Annotated in this window: 16 protein-coding genes and 1 riboswitch; of the genes, 8 read left to right on the top strand and 8 right to left on the bottom strand. The window is 71.9% G+C overall.

From position 1 onward, the window contains the following. Positions 1–362 precede the first annotated feature (362 nt). The 5 genes from IE263_RS25120 to IE263_RS25100 form a co-directional block, all read right to left on the bottom strand. Positions 363–1037 (bottom strand): urease accessory protein UreF, encoded by a 675-nt coding sequence (locus IE263_RS25120; RefSeq protein ID WP_189940021.1) that lies wholly within the window; start codon positions 1035–1037, stop codon positions 363–365. A gap of 10 nt (positions 1038–1047) precedes the next feature. Further along, positions 1048–2769, bottom strand: coding sequence for an urease subunit alpha (locus IE263_RS25115; protein WP_189940020.1), 1722 nt, complete (start codon positions 2767–2769; stop codon positions 1048–1050). After that, entirely contained in the window at positions 2762–3073 is a 312-nt protein-coding gene (locus IE263_RS25110; RefSeq protein WP_189940019.1) for an urease subunit beta, read from the bottom strand. Before IE263_RS25110 ends, IE263_RS25115 begins: the two co-directional genes overlap by 8 nt. Before the next feature lie 11 nt (positions 3074–3084). Then, positions 3085–3387 carry an urease subunit gamma gene (locus IE263_RS25105; protein WP_189940018.1) on the bottom strand — a complete coding sequence of 101 codons (303 nt, stop codon included), beginning with the start codon at positions 3385–3387 and terminating at the stop codon, positions 3085–3087. A gap of 130 nt (positions 3388–3517) precedes the next feature. Further along, the gene (locus IE263_RS25100; RefSeq protein WP_189940017.1) at positions 3518–4147 is read right to left on the bottom strand and encodes a TetR/AcrR family transcriptional regulator; all 630 of its coding nucleotides are present in this window, start codon (positions 4145–4147) and stop codon (positions 3518–3520) included. Between the two features lie 140 nt (positions 4148–4287). Here IE263_RS25100 and IE263_RS25095 point away from each other — a divergent pair, with 140 nt between their 5' ends. After that, a complete protein-coding gene (locus IE263_RS25095) occupies positions 4288–5301 on the top strand; it encodes an ABC transporter permease (RefSeq protein ID WP_189940016.1) in 1014 nt (337 codons plus the stop codon). An 82-nt stretch (positions 5302–5383) separates the two neighbouring features. Here IE263_RS25095 and IE263_RS25090 read toward each other — a convergent pair whose 3' ends face one another. Next, on the bottom strand, positions 5384–5662 hold the full coding sequence (locus tag IE263_RS25090; RefSeq protein WP_189940015.1) for a type II toxin-antitoxin system Phd/YefM family antitoxin: 279 nt from the start codon (positions 5660–5662) through the stop codon (positions 5384–5386). 64 nt (positions 5663–5726) lie between these two features. Here IE263_RS25090 and IE263_RS25085 point away from each other — a divergent pair, with 64 nt between their 5' ends. From IE263_RS25085 to IE263_RS25075, 3 genes are all read left to right on the top strand, one after another. After that, positions 5727–6362, top strand: a complete 636-nt coding sequence (locus IE263_RS25085; protein ID WP_189940014.1) for an ATP-dependent Clp protease proteolytic subunit — start codon at positions 5727–5729, stop codon at positions 6360–6362. A 7-nt stretch (positions 6363–6369) separates the two neighbouring features. Continuing rightward, entirely contained in the window at positions 6370–6678 is a 309-nt protein-coding gene (locus IE263_RS25080; RefSeq protein WP_189940013.1) for a hypothetical protein, read from the top strand. 379 nt (positions 6679–7057) lie between these two features. Continuing rightward, positions 7058–7236, top strand: a riboswitch (cyclic di-AMP (ydaO/yuaA leader). A 3-nt stretch (positions 7237–7239) separates the two neighbouring features. Continuing rightward, on the top strand, positions 7240–7713 hold the full coding sequence (locus IE263_RS25075) for a C40 family peptidase (protein WP_189940012.1): 474 nt from the start codon (positions 7240–7242) through the stop codon (positions 7711–7713). An 80-nt stretch (positions 7714–7793) separates the two neighbouring features. Here the strand turns inward: IE263_RS25075 and IE263_RS25070 are convergent, their stop codons facing one another. Next, complete coding sequence (locus IE263_RS25070) at positions 7794–8252, bottom strand: ATP-binding protein (RefSeq protein WP_189940011.1); 459 nt, start codon at positions 8250–8252, stop codon at positions 7794–7796. 213 nt (positions 8253–8465) lie between these two features. Between IE263_RS25070 and IE263_RS25065 the strand changes: the two genes are divergently transcribed. Then, positions 8466–9317: a helix-turn-helix domain-containing protein gene (locus IE263_RS25065; protein WP_189940010.1), complete on the top strand. Its 852-nt coding sequence runs from the start codon at positions 8466–8468 to the stop codon at positions 9315–9317. Between the two features lie 21 nt (positions 9318–9338). After that, positions 9339–9581: a DUF397 domain-containing protein gene (locus tag IE263_RS25060; RefSeq protein ID WP_189940009.1), complete on the top strand. Its 243-nt coding sequence runs from the start codon at positions 9339–9341 to the stop codon at positions 9579–9581. A gap of 57 nt (positions 9582–9638) precedes the next feature. On the opposite strand, the gene IE263_RS25055 is transcribed toward IE263_RS25060, so the two are convergent. After that, a complete protein-coding gene (locus IE263_RS25055) occupies positions 9639–10766 on the bottom strand; it encodes an 8-amino-7-oxononanoate synthase (RefSeq protein ID WP_189940008.1) in 1128 nt (375 codons plus the stop codon). A gap of 148 nt (positions 10767–10914) precedes the next feature. Here IE263_RS25055 and bioB point away from each other — a divergent pair, with 148 nt between their 5' ends. After that, positions 10915–12078, top strand: a complete 1164-nt coding sequence (bioB, locus tag IE263_RS25050) for a biotin synthase BioB (protein ID WP_189940007.1) — start codon at positions 10915–10917, stop codon at positions 12076–12078. Next, a complete protein-coding gene (locus IE263_RS25045; RefSeq protein ID WP_189940006.1) occupies positions 12071–13351 on the top strand; it encodes an adenosylmethionine--8-amino-7-oxononanoate transaminase in 1281 nt (426 codons plus the stop codon). Before bioB ends, IE263_RS25045 begins: the two co-directional genes overlap by 8 nt. Position 13352: the final 1 nt, after the last annotated feature.

The following is a 13352-nucleotide window of genomic DNA, read 5'->3' as shown; positions in this document are numbered from 1 at the left end:
CGAAGCCCCCGACAGGCATGCAGGGGACGGCACCCCCTGCCAGGGGTGCAGGGGACGGAGTCCCCGCCGGGGTCCAGGGGCGAAGCCCCTGATGGGGCCACCTCCCGCCCAACCGAGACGGGCGGGCGGCACCCCCGCCGGGGTCCAGGGGCGAAGCCCCTGGTAGGGCCACCCCCTGCCCAACCGAGACGGGCGGGCGGGCAATCCCGGCCGGGGTCCAGGGGCGAAGCCCCTGGTAGGACTCCCCCGCCCAACCGAGACCGGCGGGCCGGCAGGCAATCCCCGCTGGGGTCCAGGGGCGGAGCCCCTGGTGGGGGCACCTCCTGTCCGACCGAGACGGGCGGGTGGGTGGGCAAAAAGGCTCAGGAGGCGAACAGACGTACCGGCCACGCCGCATGCACCTCCGCCCCGATCTCCAGCAACGGCGCGGACGCCGAGGGGAGCGCGTCGACGCCCTCGGCCAGGACGGCCATCCCCGCCGTCACCGCCCGGTCCACCACCCGGTCCAGCTCCGGCGCCAGACGGGCCAGCACCGCCGTGGCCTCGAACGGGTCCAGGCTCAGCAGCCGCACCACCGCCGTCGCCGCCCCGCTCACACTCTCGTACGCCGCGCAGTACGCCGCGTCCTCCGGCCCGAGGCCGGCCGCGCGGGCCGTCAGGCCCAGCACGACCGGCTGATGGGCCCCCTTGGGGAACTCGCGTGCCACGGCGGCCAGTTCGTCACTCGGCCAGGTCGCCCGAGCGGCCCGCATCAGCTGGCGCCCCAGCTTCCGTGCCGCCACCCGCAACGCGGGCGACGGCGTCCGCGCGTCGGCCGCCGCCTCGAGTTCGCCCGGCGCGACCCCGGCCGCGGCCGCCGCGGCCAGCGCCGCCGCCACCAGCCCCGCCGTGTGCAGCCGCCCCCGGCAGAAGTCCTCCAGGCTCGCCGCATCGGTGATCCGCCCGGCCTCGACGGCCTCCTCCGCCCCGCCGGAGTGCGCGTGTCCTCCGGCGGGAAAGCGGCCGTCGGCCAGGACGAGTAGTGCTGCCCGTGTCATACCGACGCCGTCAGAAGAGGAAGTAGCGCTGGGCCATGGGCAGTTCGGCCGCCGGCGTCGCCTCGACGAGCTCCCCGTCGATGTGCACGGCGAAGCTGTCGGGGTCGACCTCGACCCGCGGCCGGGCGTCGTTCTCCCGCATGTCCGCCTTGGTCACGCCCCGCGTGGAGTCGATGGCGACGAACTTCTTGCCCAGCTGCAGCCGCTCCGGCAGCCCGTCCTCGATCGCGAGCGGCGCCACGAAGTTGAACGAGTTGGAAGCCGGCGCCCGCCCGATCGCGCCGTACATCGGGCGCGGCAGGATCGGCTGCGGGGTCGGGATCGAGGCGTTGGCGTCGCCCATCTGCGCGTACGCGATCTGCCCGCCCTTGATGACGAGGTGCGGCTTGACGCCGAAGAACGCCGGCTCCCAGAGAACGAGGTCGGCGAGCTTGCCGGCCTCCACCGAGCCGATCTCCCTCGCCAGCCCCTGCGCGAGCGCCGGGTTGATCGTGTACTTGGCGACGTACCGGCGTACGCGGTGGTTGTCGGCGCGGCCGTCACCCGGCAGCGCGCCCCGTCGCCGCTTCATCACATGCGCCGTCTGCCAGGTCCGCATGATCACCTCGCCGACCCGGCCCATCGCCTGCGCGTCGGAGGAGATGATCGAGATCGCGCCGAGGTCGTGCAGCACGTCCTCCGCCCCGATCGTCGACGGCCGGATCCGCGACTCGGCGAACGCCAGGTCCTCCGGCACCGCCGGGTTCAGGTGGTGGCACACCATCAGCATGTCGAGGTGTTCCTCCGCGGTGTTCACGGTGAACGGCCGCGTCGGATTGGTCGAGCTCGGCAGCACGTGCGGCTCGGAGACGACGGTCATGATGTCCGGCGCGTGCCCGCCGCCCGCACCCTCGGTGTGGTACGCGTGGATGCCGCGTCCGGCGATCGCGGCGAGCGTGTCGCCCACGAACCCGGCCTCGTTGAGGGTGTCCGTGTGGATGGCGACCTGGATGCCCGTCCGGTCGGCGACCGTCAGGGACGCGTCGATGACCGCGGGCGTCGACCCCCAGTCCTCGTGCAGCTTCAGGCCCAGCGCGCCGCCTCGGATCTGCGAGAGCATCGCCTCGTGCGAGACGGTGTTGCCCTTGCCGAGGAACCCGATGTTCAGCGGGTACTGCTCCATCGCCTCCAGCATCCGGGCGAGGTGCCACGGGCCGGGCGTCACAGTGGTCGCCTTGGAGCCCTCGGCCGGTCCGGTGCCGCCGCCGACCAGCGTGGTGATGCCGGCGGACAGCGCCTCGTCGGCGATCTGCGGGCAGATGAAGTGGACGTGCGCGTCGATCGCCCCGGCGGTGAGGATCCGGCCGTTGCCCGCGATGACCTCGGTCTCCGGGCCGATCACCAGATCCGGGTGCACCCCGTCCATCGTGTCGGGGTTGCCCGCCTTGCCGATGCCGGTGATCCGCCCGTCGCGGATGCCGACGTCGGCCTTGACGATCCCCCAGTGGTCCACGATCACGACACCGGTGATGACGGTGTCGGGCGTACCCTCCGCGCGCGTGGCACGCGCCTGCCCCATGGACTCGCGGATGACCTTGCCGCCGCCGAACACCGCCTCGTCCCCGGCGATCCCGGGCCCGCCGGAACGGTCCTCCTCGATCTCGACGATCAGGTGGGTGTCGGCGAGCCGGATGCGGTCACCGGTGGTCGGGCCGAACAGGTCGGCGTACGCGGCGCGCGAGATCTCAGGCATCGAGGGCACCTCCGGTCTCCCCGCGCAGACCGGGCACGACACGGGCGCCGGTGAGCGGTACGAGTTCGACGTCGACGGGAATCCCGGGCTCGAAGCGCACGGCGGTGCCGGCGGCGACGTTCAGCCGCTTGCCGCGCGCGGCCGCGCGGTCGAACTCCAGACCGGGGTTGGCCTCGGCGAAGTGGTAGTGGGAGCCGACCTGGACGGGCCGGTCGGCGGCGTTGAGGACGGTGAGCCGGGTGACCTCGCGGCCCTCGTTGTAGACGATCGGGCCTGAGGCGAACAGGATCTCTCCGGGAATCATCGAGGCCCCTCTCAGACGATCGGGTCGTGGACGGTGACGAGCTTGGTGCCGTCCGGGAAGGTCGCCTCGACCTGTACGTCGTGGATCATCTCGGGGATGCCCTCCATGACGTCGTCCCGGGTGAGCAGCTTGCGGCCGGAGGCCATGAGCTCGGCGACCGTACGGCCGTCCCGCGCGCCTTCGAGGATGTGCGCCGTGATGATGGCCACGGCCTCGGGGTGGTTGAGCTTGAGGCCGCGGGCCCGGCGCTTCTCGGCGACGTCGGCCGCCACGTGGATCAGCAGCCTCTCCTGCTCGTGCGGGGTCAGTTGCACGTCCCACCTCACATCCTCGCTCCGGGCCGTGCGGGGCCCGATTGCCGCGGCCACGGGGCAACGTCCCTGGTGGCGTGGAGGGGCAGGCTAGTTGGACCGCGTTTCGAGCAAGTTAACCAAGCTGTGATCCTCAGGCCTGGGACTCCGCGTCCGAGATGCTCATCAACGCGCGCAGGCCGTCCCGCAGGATCTCCACCGGGGCGGGCCCGAACAGGGACTGCTGGGCGATGAAGCCCAGCACGGCGGCGATCATCGTGCGGGCCACGTGGTCCGGCGGAATGTCCGACCGCATCGTCCCGGCTTCCTGGTAGGCCTCGACGATCCGCCCCCACGCCGCGCGGACCGAGCCGTACCCCTCGCGCAGGACGGCCGCCAGCTCGTCGTTGCGCGGGACCTCCGACCACACCTGGACGACCAGACGGGGGAAGGCGGGGGCGCCGTCGAGGGTGAGGCTCTCCCGCAGGGCGAGGGTGCGGCTCAGCACGGTGACCACGAGCTGGTCGGGCGACGGGGGCGGGCTCTGCCGGGCCGCCGCCTCGAAGGCCGCACGGACCTCACCCAGCACCTCGGAGACGATCGCGGCGATCAGCTCCTCCTTGCCGCTGAAGTAGCGGTAGACCGCTCCGGCGGAGAGGTCGGCCTCCTTGAGCACGTCCTGCATCGAGGTGGCGTGGAAGCCGTTGCGGGCGAAGCAGAGCGCGGCGGCGTCGAGGATCTGCCGGCGGCGGGCGTCGAGGTGGGCCTGGGATACACGTGCCATGGCCCCAAACCTAAAACGAACGTTCCTTCTTGACAAGCGACGCCCCTCCGTCGCACGGTGGTGGCGCACCCAAAACGAACGATCCTTCTTTTTAATGGCTCGGCAGGCCGGACCGGCTCGCAGAGCCCAGAGGAGACCCCATGTCCACCGCTTCCGCCCCCACCACCAGGGCATCCGCCAGGCGCGCGATCGCGGTCGTCGTCCTCGCGCCGCTCCTTTCGGCCCTCGCCCTGTGGGCCTTCGCCTGGCCCGCCGCCCGCACGGCACCCCGCGACCTGCCCCTCGGCGTGGCGGGCCCGGCCGCCGCGACCGCCCAGATGGAGAAGCAGCTCCAGCGGCACGAGGGCGCCTTCGAGATCCACCGCTACGACGACGAGGCCGCCGCCCGGGACGCGATCGAGGACCGGGCCGTATACGGCGCCGTGGTCGTCACCCCGCAGGGCCCCGAGCTGCTGACCGCCTCGGCCGCGAGCCCGGTCGTCGCCCAGCTGCTGCAGCAGGCGGTGGCGCAGCAGGCCGCCGCCGGGGGAACGGAGATCCGGACGGTGGACGTCGTCGCCGCACCCGAGAAGGACCCGCGCGGCGCGGCCCTGAACGCGAGCGTGCTGCCGCTGGCGCTGGCCGGCATGGCCGCGGGCGCGGTGGTGACCCTGCTCGGCCTGCGCGGGATCCGCGCCGCGCTCGCACTGGTCGGTGCCGCCGCCCTGGTGGGCATGGTCGCGGCGGCACTCGCCCACAGCTGGCTCGGCGCGCTCACCGGTGACTGGTGGGCGGAGGCCGCGACGTTCGGCCTGTCGACGCTGGCGGTGAGCGCGGCCGTGGCGGGGGCCGCCGCACTGATCGGCCCGGCGGGCATCGGCCTGACGGCGTTCGTGCTGATGTTCATCGGCAACCCGTTCTCCGGGGCGGCCTCGGCCCCGCAGATGCTGCCCGAGCCGGCCGGCGCGATCGGCCAGTGGCTGCCGCCGGGCGCGGGGACGAGCCTGCTGCGCTCGGTGTCGTTCTTCGACGGCGCGGCGGCGACCGGCCCCGCCCTGACCCTCACCTTGTGGGCCGTGCTGGGCCTCGGGGCGATGCTGCTCGGCAGTGCGATGAAGACACGCGCGAAGAGCCCCGAACCGGACGCCGAGCGTCAGCCCGCACTCGCCGGCTGATCCTCCGGCCCCGGCCGACCGTGCATCCCCGCAGTAGCGGAGGGGGTGCACGGTCTTTCGCGTCCAGGCAGCGCGAGGCGCCCTAGGAGGGGCTCGACCCCCGATGCTCTGCCGCGATCCCGAACCGCTGCCGTTCGCGGGGAGCGGACGCGACCTCACGGACGGCGGAGACCGAGCTGATCACCTGCTCCTCGGCCGGGGCGTCGAGCGCGTCGAGCCGCTCCAGGTCGGCGGCGGAGACGAGGGCGACGAGGGGCTTGCCGTGCCGTGTCACGACGACGCGCTCACCGCCGTACACCACGCGGTTGATCAGGTCGGCGAGTTCAGCCCTGGCTTGCGTCACCGGAATCTCGTAGGCCATGACCCCATTCTAACGTCACGTACATCCTGTACATTTTTTACAGACGCAGAAGGAGGGGGTTCCCATGACCCGACCGTCCGCACGCCACGTCCTGCCCGAGTTCACCGAACGCACGAGTTCCGGGCACCGGACGCTGGATCCGTACTCCAAGCTCCTGGAGGAGCGGATCATCCTGCTGGGGACGCCGATCGACGACATCGCGGCGAACGACGTGATGGCCCAGCTCATGTACCTGGAACACCGCGACCCGGACCGGGACATCTCGCTGTACATCAACTCCCCGGGCGGCTCGTTCAGCGCGATGACGGCCGTCTACGACACGCTCCGGTACGTCACCTGCGACGTGGAGACCCTCTGCCTGGGCCAGGCCGGCTCGCCCGCTGCCGTGCTGCTCGCCGCCGGCACGCCGGGCAAACGGCACATGCTGCCGGGCGCCCGTGTGGTGATCCGCCAGCCGGCACTCCCCGAGCCGATCGAGGGCCAGGCCAGTGACCTGGCCATCCAGGCCGAGGAGTTGCAACGCACCCGCGCCCGCCTGGAGGAGATGCTCGTACGGCACACCGGGCGCGGTCCGGAGCAGGTGAGCGCGGACATCGAGCGCGACCGGATCCTCGACGCGCGGGAGGCCGTGGAGTACGGGCTGGCGGACCGGGTCGTCCCGGACCGCCGGTTCCCGGATGGCGCGCCGGGCGTGAGGTGAGCCGCCGATGCTGCCTCCCGAGCTGCCGCCACTGCCCGCCCTGACGCGGGCCGAGGCCGAGTTGATCGACCGTTATCTGGAGGTGGTCGACCTGCTGGGCCGGATCAACCCCGCCCGCCACGGCGACACCTACCGCGGACTGCGCGCCGCCCAGGCACTGGTCGGCAAGACGATCGCACTGCGGGACGCGCTGACGCTGATGCACCAGCGCGGCGAGAGCGAGCTGCACGCGCCGACGCTCGCGCGGGCGCTGCGCGTCCTGGACGGGGAGCGCCGCACGGCGCGCGTCACGGTGCCGCCGCTCCCCGACAGTTGACGCACGGGCGTCCGGTCCGGACGGTGTTCGCCATGAGCGTGACGTCCGGACCGGAGTTGAAACGGACCGAATGACGTACCCACGTTCGGCGTAGTCGCGGCTTCTTTTTCCAGGCCACAGAGGTTGCGCAATCGGCGTAGCCTGGGCGTGGAATGTGGGGTTCCGGTGCTGGTCCGGGGCCTTTCGTCACCTTGACATCTGACCGAACATCAGGGTGTCCACCCGAACGGGTGAGTGGTGAGTAACCCCACAAATCCCCGGTTGCGTTGGGATTTTCGGACATCGGTGAGCCAAGATCCCTGTCTGACGACAAGCCCCCGCCACAAGCGGCGGGGCGGTCCGGGCGGACGCCGAGTCCTGCCGCCGCCCGGATGACCGGTCGACAGAAGTGCATCGGCAGGAGTGGAGGACCCAAGCACGACGGGTCGCCGGAACGGTCGACTCCTCAGGGAGGCGCCGGGCCGAGCAGCCCTTGGGGTGAAGCCGCAGCAGCGGCCGGGCAACTTTGTCAGCCCGAATCCGACAGGTCATCCTTCACAGGCGGCTGACGAAGGGTTGCGCATGACTGCGCTCAATCGTGTCCCGTCGCTCATGGCCCGGGCCGGTACGGCCTCGGCCTTCGCCATCGCCGCTGTGGGCGGCTCGATCGTGGTCCCGGGTGTCGCCGGCGACGCCGCGGCGGCCACCCCCGCGACGAAGGCGCTCCAGGTCGCGGCCTCCAAGAAGGGCTCCCCGTACAAGTACGGGGCTGCCGGGCCGAGCAGGTTCGACTGCTCCGGGCTCACGCTGTACTCGTACAAGAAGGCGGGCAAGAAGCTGCCCCGTACGGCTGCCCAGCAGTACAACAAGACCCGCCACATCTCGGCGAGCAACCGCAAGGCCGGAGACCTGGTGTTCTTCCACTCGGGGTCGAACGTCTACCACGTCGGGATCTACGCCGGTAAGGGCAAGATCTGGCACTCGCCGAAGACCGGGGACGTGGTCAGGCTGCAGAAGATCTGGACCAAGAGCGTCTGGTACGGCCGGGTCAAGTGACCCTCCGGGGCGATGGCGGCGTTCCTGACGCCACCACCGCCCCGCCCTCTTCCTCGCAGCAGGGTGAGTCTCTGCCGGTGTCAGGGGTCCTGCTGCCCCGTCGTCGCCACCGGCTCCGCCGGTAACGTCCACGGCAGTTCGATGAAGACGGTCTTGCCGCCCTCACGGGTCGGGCGGACGCGAAGTCTTCCTCCGCACTCCGCGGTCAGCCAGCGGATGATCACCATGCCCCGGCCGTTGTCCTGCTGGACGGCGGCCGGCAGGCGTTTGGGGAAGCGCGGGTGGCTGTCGGTGACGCCGATGCGCAGCCGTTCGTCACGGTGGAGCACGAGGTCGACCGTGAAGGTGGGGGACTGCCCGAGGGTGTGCTGTACGGCGTTGGTGGCGAGTTCGGAGACGATCAGCCGGATGGTGTCGGCCACCTCCGTCTCCGCCGGCAGCCCCCACTCCCCCAGGGTGGTCAGTACGAACGCGCGGGCCGTGGACACCGAGGCGGGATCGCTCGGCAGAGTGACGGATGCTTCCAGGTGGTCTGCCATGGCGAGGTCGTCCCTTTCCCACGGGACCGGAGTCCGACACGGTGCGGATGGTTCGAGTACGGTCCCGGACTGGTGCTTCGCCGCCAGACTGCCATCACCGCGCCGGTCACGGCTGGCGATCCTCCAACATGTGCATATATCTGTCGCTCGATGCGGTGAACTCTGCTACGGCAGAGCGTATTTGGACGGCTCGTAGGGAGTAAGGAGCACTCCATGCAGCACGGTCCCGCGGTGCGCCGCCGGAAACTGGGCGCCGAGCTGCGGGCCCTGCGTGCCCGTGCGGGGCTCACCAGCGGCGAGGCGGCCCGGCTCGTGGGCTGGCACCAGTCGAAGGTGAGCCGGATCGAGACCGGCACCAGCAGTACGAAACCGGCCGATGTGCGGTTACTCCTCGACGCCTATGGCGTCACCGATCCCCGACTGCGCGAACTGATGCTGGCGTTGGCGGGATCCGCCGGCAGCGGCGGACGGGACCACTGGGTGCACGCCTATCGCGGGGTTCTGCCGCCCGCCTACCGGGACTTCATCAGCCTGGAGTCGCAGGCGAGCGCGATGCGGACGTTGGAGACGACCGTGGTCCCGGGGCTGCTCCAGACACCGGAGTACGCCCGGGCGGTCACGCGGGCCGCCATGGAAGGCGTCGACGAGGAGCAGCTGGACACGCTGGTGGAGGTGCGGCTGGCCCGCCAGGACGTGCTGCGCGCGCACCCGCCGCTGGAGCTGAACGCGGTGCTGGACGAGGCGGTGCTGCGGCGGGAGGTGGGCGGCCCCGAGGTCATGGCACGGCAGCTGGAACGGCTCATGGAGGCGGCGCGGCTGCCCCAAGTCCGGCTTCAGGTGCTGCCGTTCACGGCCGGTGCGCATATCGGCGTCACCGGCCCTTTCGTTATCTTCTCATTTTCGAGCACTTCTGATCTTGACGTGGTTGTTCTCGACCACTTGACGAGTAGCCTCTACCTCGAGCGGAAAGAAGACCTCCAGGCCTACACGGAGGCCTTCAACGCCCTTCGGGCGCACGCCCTTTCGCCCGAAGACACCCTGGAATACATCGCCGCGACAATCTGACGGCGCGCGTAAGGAGGCACCATGACCGCACTGCCTCGCAACGTTCCTTCCAGCACCGACCTGCACGATCTCCACCACCCGCGGGGTCTGCGGTGGCTGCGCAGCAGCTACAGCACGGGAGCCAACAACTGCGTCGAGACGGCCCGCCCGGCCTCCGGGCCATGGGCCGGTCTGCTCGCCGTACGCGACTCCAAGGACCCGTCCGGACCCGCCCTGCTCTTCTCCCCCGAGAGCTGGTCGGGCTTCACGGCCGCGTTCCGCTGACCCCTGGCCGTCCACCCGTCCACCCGACCGCCGGGTGTACGGCCGTGTCACGCCGACTCATGGGCGTGCCCCGCCGATCACCCGTACAGCGCGTTCGATCTGTGCCTCGGAGAGGTCCGCGCGGGCGGTCAGCCTCAGACGTGAGATGCCGTCGGGCACGGAAGGAGGACGGAAGCAGCCCACGGCCAGGCCTGCCGCACGGCAGTCCGCCGCCCAGCGCACGGCCTGCTCCGGGGACGGAGCCCGCACGGAGACGACCGCGGCGTCCGGACGCACCGCTTCCAGACCCGCGGCCGTCAGACGCGCATGCAGCTCGCCCGCCACCGCACGCGCGCGTGCCGCGCGTTCCGGTTCGCGGCGCAGCAGTCTCAGAGCCGCCAGGGCCGAGCCGGCCGCCGCCGGGGCGAGGCCCGTGTCGAAGATGAACGTCCGGGCCGCGTTGACCAGGTGGTCGACGACGCGCGCGGGACCGAGCACGGCGCCGCCCTGGCTGCCGAGCGACTTGGACAAGGTGACCGTGACGACGACGTCGTCGGCGCCCGCGAGGCCCGCCGCGTACGGCGCGCCCCGGCCGCCGTCCCCCAGGACGCCCAGCCCGTGGGCGTCGTCGACGACCAGCCCGGCGCCGCGCTCCCGGCACGCCTCGGCGAGGGCGGCCAGCGGGGCCGCGTCGCCGTCGACCGAGAAGACCGTGTCGGAGACCGCCACGGCCGGGCCCTCGTGCGTGCCGAGCGCCTTGCGCACGGCGTCCGGGTCGGCGTGTGCGACGACCTGGGTGGCGCCGCGGGCCAGCCGGCAGCCGTCGATGAGCGAGGCGTGGTTGCCCGCGTCGGAGACGATCAGGGAGCCGTGCGGGGCCAGCGTGGTGACCGCGGCGAGGTTGGCCGCGTAGCCGGACGAGAAGACCAGGGCCGCCTCGAAGCCGCAGAAGTCCGCCAGTTCCCGCTCCAGTTCCGCGTGCAGCTCGGTGGTGCCGGTGACGAGCCGGGAGCCGGTCGCGCCGCCGCCCCAGGTCCGGGCGGCCCGGGCCGCGCCCTCGGTGACCTCGGGATGGCGGGCCAGGCCCAGGTAGTCGTTGCTCGCGAGGTCCAGCAGCGGCGAGTCGGCCGGACGGGGGCGCAGGGTCCGTACGAGTCCCGCGCGGCGGCGCAGCTCCGCCTGCTCGTCGATCCAGCCGAACGCCATGGGTCCTCCAGGGCTTTTGTAGGTAGCGGACAGACACTAGCCGGACGACCGGCCACCCATGGTGTGGCAATACCCACACGTCGATGTGGGTGTGTTGTGTGATCCCTACCTTGGCCCGGGGCGGGTCGGTAGGACAGGATCGGCTCTCATGGACCTGCTGAACACGCTGGTGGACAAGGGGCTTCGGCGCGAGCTGCCGACCCGCGAGGAAGCGCTGGCCGTGCTGGCCACCTCCGACGACGACCTGCTCGATGTGGTGGCCGCGGCCGGCAAGGTGCGCCGGCACTGGTTCGGGCGACGGGTGAAGCTCAACTATCTCGTCAACCTCAAGTCGGGGCTGTGCCCCGAGGACTGCTCCTACTGTTCCCAGCGGCTCGGCTCCACGGCCGGGATCCTGAAGTACACCTGGCTCAAGCCCGACGAGGCCTCCCAGGCGGCGGCCGCGGGGCTGGCCGGCGGTGCCAAGCGGGTGTGTCTGGTGGCGAGCGGGCGCGGTCCGACGGACCGGGACGTGGCCCGGGTCTCCGACACCATCAAGGCCATCAAGGAGCAGAACGAGGACGTCGAGGTGTGCGCCTGTCTCGGGCTGCTCTCCGACGGCCAGGCGGAGCGGCTGCGGGAGGCGGGCGCCGACGCCTACAACCACAACCTGAACACGTCCGAGGGGACGTACGCGGACATCACGACCACGCACACGTACGCCGACCGGGTCGACACGGTCCGCAAGGCGCACGCGGCGGGCCTGTCGGCCTGCTCCGGTCTGATCGCCGGGATGGGCGAGAGCGACGAGGACCTGGTGGACGTGGTCTTCTCGCTGCGCGAGCTGGACCCGGACTCGGTGCCGGTCAACTTCCTCATCCCGTTCGAGGGGACCCCGCTGGCCAAGGAGTGGAACCTCACCCCGCAGCGGTGTCTGCGGATCCTGGCGATGGTGCGGTTCGTCTGCCCGGACGTCGAGGTGCGCATCGCGGGCGGGCGCGAGGTCCATCTCCGGACGATGCAGCCGCTCGCGCTGCACCTCGCCAACTCGATCTTCCTCGGGGACTACCTCACCAGCGAGGGCCAGGCGGGCAAGGCGGACCTGGAGATGATCGCGGACGCCGGGTTCGAGGTGGAGGGCGCGGACCAGGTGACGCTGCCGGAGCACCGGGCGGGTGGGGGCTGCGGGTCCCACGAGAGCGCGGGGTGCGGGTCGCGGGAGGGCGGCGGCGCGTGCGGTTCGTCGGCTCCTTCGCCGTCGAGCGAGCCCCGTTCGGACCTGGTCGCCGTCCGGCGCCGGGGTGCCGGGACGGACCTCGCGCCCAATGCCTGAGCCGGCCGTGTCCGAGCTGCTGGACCTCGACCGGCGGCATGTGTGGCATCCGTACGGGCCGATGCCGGGCCGGGTCGAGCCGCTCGTCGTGGAGTCGGCGAGCGGGGTCCGGCTGAAGCTCGCGGACGGCTCGGGCGAGCTGGTCGACGGCATGGCGTCCTGGTGGTCGGCGATCCACGGCTACAACCACCCGGTGCTCAACGAGGCCGCGCGCGAGCAGCTCGGGCGGATGAGCCATGTGATGTTCGGCGGGCTCACCCACGAGCCCGCCGTACGGCTGGCGAAGCTCCTTGTCGACATGTCGCCCGACGGGCTGGAGCATGTGTTCCTCGCCGACTCGGGGTCGGTGTCGGTCGAGGTCGCGGTCAAGATGTGCCTGCAGTACTGGCGTTCGCTGGGCCGCCCCGCCAAGCAGCGGTTGCTGACCTGGCGCGGTGGCTACCACGGCGACACCTGGCAGCCGATGTCCGTGTGCGACCCCGACGGCGGGATGCACGAGCTGTGGACCGGGGTGCTGCCCCGCCAGGTCTTCGTCGACCCGCCTCCGGTCGAGTACGAGGAGGCCTACGCCGAGCAGGTGCGCGCGGCGATCGAGCGGCACGCCGACGAGCTGGCCGCGGTGATCGTCGAGCCGGTGGTGCAGGGCGCGGGCGGGATGCGCTTCCACTCCCCCGCGTATCTGCGGGTGCTGCGCGAGGCGTGCGACGCGCATGACGTGCTGCTCGTCTTCGACGAGATCGCGACCGGGTTCGGGCGCACGGGCGCGCTGTTCGCGGCGGAGCACGCGGCGGTGGCGCCGGACGTGATGTGCGTGGGCAAGGCGCTGACCGGCGGCTACATGACGATGGCGGCGACGCTGTGCACGTCACGGGTGGCCGAGGGGATCTCGCAGGGCGAGGTGCCGGTGCTCGCCCACGGCCCCACCTTCATGGGCAACCCGCTGGCGGCGGCCGTCGCCCGCGCCTCCCTCGAGCTGCTGCTCGGGCAGGACTGGCTCGCGGAGGTCAAGCGGATCGAGGCGGGCCTGCGGGAGGGGCTCGCTGCGGCTCGTGAGGTGCCGGGCGTGAAGGACGTACGGGTCCTCGGGGCCATCGGTGTCGTCCAGCTCGACCACGCCGTCGACATGGCGGCGGCGACGCGGGCGGCCGTACGCGAGGGCGTGTGGCTGCGGCCGTTCCGCGACCTGATCTACACGATGCCGCCGTATGTCACCGGCGACGCGGACGTGGCGCGGATCGCGCGTGCGGTGTGCGCGGCGGCACGGGAAGGATGAG

The sequence above is a fragment of the Streptomyces aurantiogriseus genome, from assembly GCF_014649375.1.
Classification (GTDB): domain Bacteria; phylum Actinomycetota; class Actinomycetes; order Streptomycetales; family Streptomycetaceae; genus Streptomyces; species Streptomyces aurantiogriseus.
The sequence above is the reverse complement of the archived record's forward strand: the minus strand, read 5'-3'. Positions and strand labels throughout refer to the sequence as shown.